The organism is Candidatus Magnetobacterium casense (assembly GCF_019173545.1).
Classification (GTDB): domain Bacteria; phylum Nitrospirota; class Thermodesulfovibrionia; order Thermodesulfovibrionales; family Magnetobacteriaceae; genus Magnetobacterium; species Magnetobacterium cryptolimnobacter.
Window position 1 is genome coordinate 1 of sequence record NZ_JABXWD010000260.1, and the last position, 5011, is coordinate 5011.

Annotated in this window: 5 protein-coding genes; all 5 read left to right on the top strand. The window is 51.0% G+C overall.

The window, feature by feature from the left end; genetic code table 11:
* On the top strand, positions 1 to 668 hold a 668-nt coding region (locus tag HWQ67_RS12775), incomplete at its 5' end, for a molybdopterin-guanine dinucleotide biosynthesis protein MobB (RefSeq protein ID WP_218253077.1).
* Positions 669 to 1481, top strand: coding sequence for a c-type cytochrome biogenesis protein CcsB (gene ccsB, locus HWQ67_RS12780; protein WP_218253078.1), 813 nt, complete (start codon positions 669 to 671; stop codon positions 1479 to 1481).
* Between the two features lie 119 nt (positions 1482 to 1600).
* Entirely contained in the window at positions 1601 to 2866 is a 1266-nt protein-coding gene (gene hemA / locus HWQ67_RS12785) for a glutamyl-tRNA reductase (RefSeq protein ID WP_218253079.1), read from the top strand.
* A 52-nt stretch (positions 2867 to 2918) separates the two neighbouring features.
* Positions 2919 to 3191, top strand: a complete 273-nt coding sequence (locus HWQ67_RS12790) for a hypothetical protein (protein ID WP_218253080.1) — start codon at positions 2919 to 2921, stop codon at positions 3189 to 3191.
* Between the two features lie 203 nt (positions 3192 to 3394).
* Complete coding sequence (locus HWQ67_RS12795) at positions 3395 to 4762, top strand: B12-binding domain-containing radical SAM protein (RefSeq protein WP_218253081.1); 1368 nt, start codon at positions 3395 to 3397, stop codon at positions 4760 to 4762.
* Positions 4763 to 5011 lie beyond the last annotated feature (249 nt).

Genomic DNA, 5011 nt, shown 5'->3' on the forward strand with positions numbered 1-5011 from the left:
CATCATTGAAAAGACCGACAAAGATGGCACTGTCAGCCTCTCTTGCAGCAATAAGGAGTGTGACTATAAACGCCAAACCTAGCCCCTTGATTGTGTGCATAGGTGGGGCGCATAGCGGTTGTGGCAAAACCACGCTGGCCGAAAGATTACTCGCCGCCCTCCGGGGCAGATGGGGGGCGATCAAGTACACCAGGACGGCCTTCTATACCGGCATCATATCCGACAGGGAGACGCTCCTGCAGGAGGGCAAGGATACGGCCAGGTTATTGGGTGCCGGAGCCGTGGATGTCGTGTGGGTGCAGGCGCCTTTCCTGGAACTCGACGACGCCTTGGGCATGGCCCTTTGCTGTGACACCCTTAACGGTGTGGATGGTATTATCGTTGAGGGTAACAGTCCTATTGAGTTTTTGCGCAGCGACTTGGTCATCTTTGTCTATGGCAGGGACATGGCACGGGTAAAGGAGCATAGTAAACAGGCCATTGAAAGGGCCTCTATTGTTGTTACCTGGGATGGCAACAGCACAGACGCCTTCTCCAAAACATTGCCCGGAAAGAAGTTTTGCTCCGTCCGCACCATTGAGGAAGAAAGCGAGGACTGGAACGACTGTATCAACGTTATCATGGATGGCATAAAGAATAAGGAAATCGACAGAGTGGGGTGTTTTTAGTTGGTTACGACTTTTTTTGAGTTGGCCCTCTCTTGTTATTTCACTGCCGCTATACTTGGGATAGTGCAGTTGGCAGTGGGCAGTTCTGCGATTTCCAGAGTAATGAAGGCGATGATAGCCCTTGGCTTTGTGCTGCACACGGTTAACGTATTCTTGAGGTATATTGTTGCTGGGCAGATGCCCATAGCGTCCATGCACGAGGCAGTGTCGTTTTTGACGTGGAGCATTGTTTTAATATTTTTTATAATCGAAATAAGGTACGAGGTAAGTCTCCTGGGGTCGTTTGTGATGCCCGGGGTGTTTGTCCTGATGCTATCTTCGTCGGTGTTGCCGCGTCAGATCAAGCCCATTGATCCGACGTTTCAGAGCTACTGGCTGTGGATACACACGACGTTGGCCTTCTTGGGGGATGCCGCATTTGCGGTGGCCTGTGGCATTGGCGTTATGTATCTTGTGCAGGAGCGGTTTGTCAAATCCAAGAAATTGGGCGGGTTGTTTCGCAGGCTACCCAGCCTCCAGATACTGGATGATATCAATTACCGGTTGTTGACCGTTGGTTTTCCTCTGTTGACCCTTGCCATTATAACGGGTGCAATTTGGGCGGAGGGCGTCTGGGGCACGTTCTGGCGTTGGGACCCGAAAGAGGTATGGTCGCTGATAACCTGGCTGTTTTATGCGATGGTGTTGCATGTGCGCATACACTCGGGCTGGCATGGCAAGAAGTCGGCCATCCTGTCGGTCATCGGTTTTGCCGCCGTGCTGTTCACATTCTTTGGCGTCAACCTGTTGTTAAAATCGTTGCATGAATTCTAAAAGAAAGGCAAAGATAAGAGAAGAAGGGGGCGGCTCCGCCCCCCCTCAGACCCCCCTGCAAGGGGTCACAGACCCCTTGACCCCTTCTTTTCGTAATTCTACCCTATATAAATAACGTTATGAATATAATTGTCATAGGCTTAAATCACAAGACGGCGGATGTGGAGATCAGGGAAAGGCTGGCGTTTACTCCGGAGATGCTTGTGGAGGGGTTGTCGTCTCTTCGGGGAATGCGGGGGATTAGTGAGGCGATAATCTTGTCAACTTGCAATCGGGTGGAGATGTATGTCTATGCCAATGTTGGTGCTCATGTTGCGGAGGGGATAAAGGATTTTCTGTCGCGGACTCGTTCGTTGGACAGGGGCAAGCTGGATGCGGCGCTTTATGTGCATCTTGATGATGAGGGTGTACGGCATGTCTTCAGGGTTGCCGCAAGTCTGGATTCGATGGTGGTGGGGGAGCCGCAGATACTGGGGCAGTTAAAGGATGCCTTTGACCTGTCGTTGGTTCACAAGAGTTCGGGAATAATCCTCAACAGGCTGATGAAGAAGGCCATCTCCGTAGGCAAGCGTGTGCGGACGCAGACGGGGATCGCCGAAAATGCCGTCTCCATAGGTTATGCTGCGGTTGAGTTGGCCAGGAAGATATTTAACAATCTGGGCAACAAGGTCTTTATGCTGCTTGGGGCGGGGGAGATGGCGGAGTTGGCCGCACGGCATCTGACCAACTGTGGCGTTGGGGAGGTCATTGTCGCAAACAGGACATATGAGCGTGGGTGTGCGTTGGCAAAGGAGTTTTCGGGACGAGCGATACAGTTCGGTGACTTCAGGAAGGAGTTGGTCAAAACCGATATCGTCATCTGTTCAACCGGGGCGCCCAACTACGTGATCACGCACGACGAAATGGCGAAGATCATGAAGGACAGGCGGTCTAAGTCTGTCTTTATCATTGACATATCGGTGCCAAGAAACATTGACCCCGACATCAACCGTATAGACAACGTTTATCTGTATGACATCGATGACCTCAAGGGCGTGATTGACACAAACATCAATCAGCGTCAGAAGGAGGCGCTCAAGGCATCGGACATCATCGATGAGGAGGTCGAGGGGTTCAACAAGTGGCTGCAATCCCTGGATGCGGTGCCGACAATCGTGGCCCTGCGTGAGATGGCCGACGATATCAAAAAGGACGAGCTGACAAAGCTCTTTAACAAGCTCAACACCCTCGATGAAAGAGACAGGAAGTCCATAGAGATCATGGCCAACTCGATAGTCAACAAGCTGGTGCATCCCCCCACGGTAGCCCTCAAGGAAGGGGCCGAGGACAAGGACACCCTCATCAGCACGATCAGGAAACTCTACGGCCTCAATGGCGACAGATAGGCAGTTACAATTTTCAGATGACCTTGACAGTCAAATAACGTTATAATTATGTATGATGTTAAAGATTGCACCTGATATCTTGAGTGAATATATTGAACAAGCAATGTCTGTTGCCGTATATGACAGACTACAAGACGATACCTTTGTTGGGCGGATACCAATCTGTAAGGGTGTTATAGCCTTTGGGGCTGAGTTAAGCGAATGTCAGAGTGAGCTTAGTTCTACACTGGAAGGCTGGATACTGCTCGGACTTAAGATGGGTCATACCTTACCGGTGGTCTCGGAGATTGATCTAAACAAGCAGTTACCCCGTGCCACAGGGTAGCACTCCATTCAAACGTGGTCACATCGATGCCGCATAGTAACAATGCCATATTGCGAGGCGTAAAAATGGCTTACATCCAATCAACCGCTGTTGATTGTGGTGCTACCACGGGTGTTGTTTCGTATGGATTTTAGATGAAGCAATTGGACATCTTGCTAAAGTACGGGCAAGTGTAGTACACTGTAGCCGTATATAATAGTTGTATGAAGACAATATCATTTATTGAGACGAGGTCTCCGGCGTCAAATATATTCAGGAGATTCCCTATACCGCGCTTAGGGGCGGTCTTACTGTCAACGCTTCTTAGACAGCAGGGCTATGAGGTAAAGACGTTCATAGAGGATATCCGCACACCGGACTGGTCTTTCATTGAGCGTTCAGACCTCTTGTGCATATCCACCATTACCTCCACTGTCCATGTGGCGTATGCGACGGCAGACAGGGCCAGAAAGCTCGGTATACCGGTGGTGATGGGCGGGGCACACCCCACGTTCATGGCAGGGGAGGCACTGCAACACGCCAACTTCGTCATCAGGGGCGAGGGGGAGAGGGCGCTCCTGCAACTTGTGGAGTCGCTTAAGAACGGAACTCCCACCCTGGATTCAATCAACGGGCTGTCCTACAGGGATAAGGCCGGCAACGATATCCACAATCCGCCGTCGGAGTTTGTCGCAGACCTTGACTCGCTGCCCGACCCCGACTATACACTCGTGCATGGCTGGAGGAACTCCAACATCCACCCCATTGCCACCTCACGGGGGTGTGCCTTTAACTGTCGCTTCTGCCTGGTGAGTCCCATGTTTGGCAGGAAATACCGATTTCGCTCTGTTGAAAGGGTGGTCAATGAGCTCAGGCGCATAGCATCAGTATCAAGGTCTCCGTTGTTTTTCGTTGACGACAACTTTGCCGCCAACAAGAAACGAACCAAGGAGATACTACGCCACATGATCGCCGAGGGCATAAAGCCACGATGGTCTGCAATGGTTCGTCCTGACATATACAGGGACGAGGAACTCCTGGGTCTGCTGGCCAGATCGGGGAAGTTTACCGCCTCCATCGGCTTTGAGTCAACAAGCGCCCAAGCCCTCAAGGACTACAACAAGCACCAGAAGGTCGATGATAACGTAAGATGCGTTACCGCCCTCAAGGCGCACGGCATAAAGATACATGGCATGTTTGTCTTTGGCGCCGACACCGACACCGTCGAAACGATCAGTGAGTCTGCCGAGTTTTCCATGGACAGCGGGCTTGATTCGGTGCAGTTTATGATCCTGACCCCCCTGCCCGGAACCGCATTGTATGAAGATTTTAAGGCAACACAAAGGCTCCTGCACTCCGATTGGTCCAAGTACGACATCAACCACGTCGTCTACAAAACGGCCACCATCAAGCCCCAGCACCTGCAGGTGGGGACCATAAAGGCAATGGAGAGGTTCTACTCTCTAAAACACTTCTGGCGACACATGAAGTCCCTTGACCTGTTCTATGCCGCATTTGGTCTGTACAGCAGGCGGATGGTCAAAAAGGCCCTCAAAGATATCCGAGGCTATGCCGATTCCCTGAACCAATAGCGTTGATATGCCGGTTTTTGCATTTGCCGGTTATGGTACACAGAAACTGATAAGCACATGGACAGAAGTTTTTATATAAAACTTAGGAATAAGCATAATGGGGTCAAGGGGACTGGTCCCCTTGCGGGGGGGGCTGAGGGCATAGGTGTTAAGCTAAGAATGCAATCCTGCCAATAAAGCCATTCTTTGTGGAGAATCCCTCCTCTAACCACTGTAGGTGTTAAGCTAAAAAAAAACTTCAAAAAAACA

What these genes read in the sequence shown, in the direction of transcription:
- HWQ67_RS12790 (WP_218253080.1), top strand. Translation starts at nt 2,919, where the DNA reads ATGATGTTAAAGATTGCACCTGATATCTTGAGTGAATATATTGAACAA.
- HWQ67_RS12795 (WP_218253081.1), top strand. Translation starts at nt 3,395, where the DNA reads ATGAAGACAATATCATTTATTGAGACGAGGTCTCCGGCGTCAAATATA.
- hemA (WP_218253079.1), top strand. Translation starts at nt 1,601, where the DNA reads ATGAATATAATTGTCATAGGCTTAAATCACAAGACGGCGGATGTGGAG.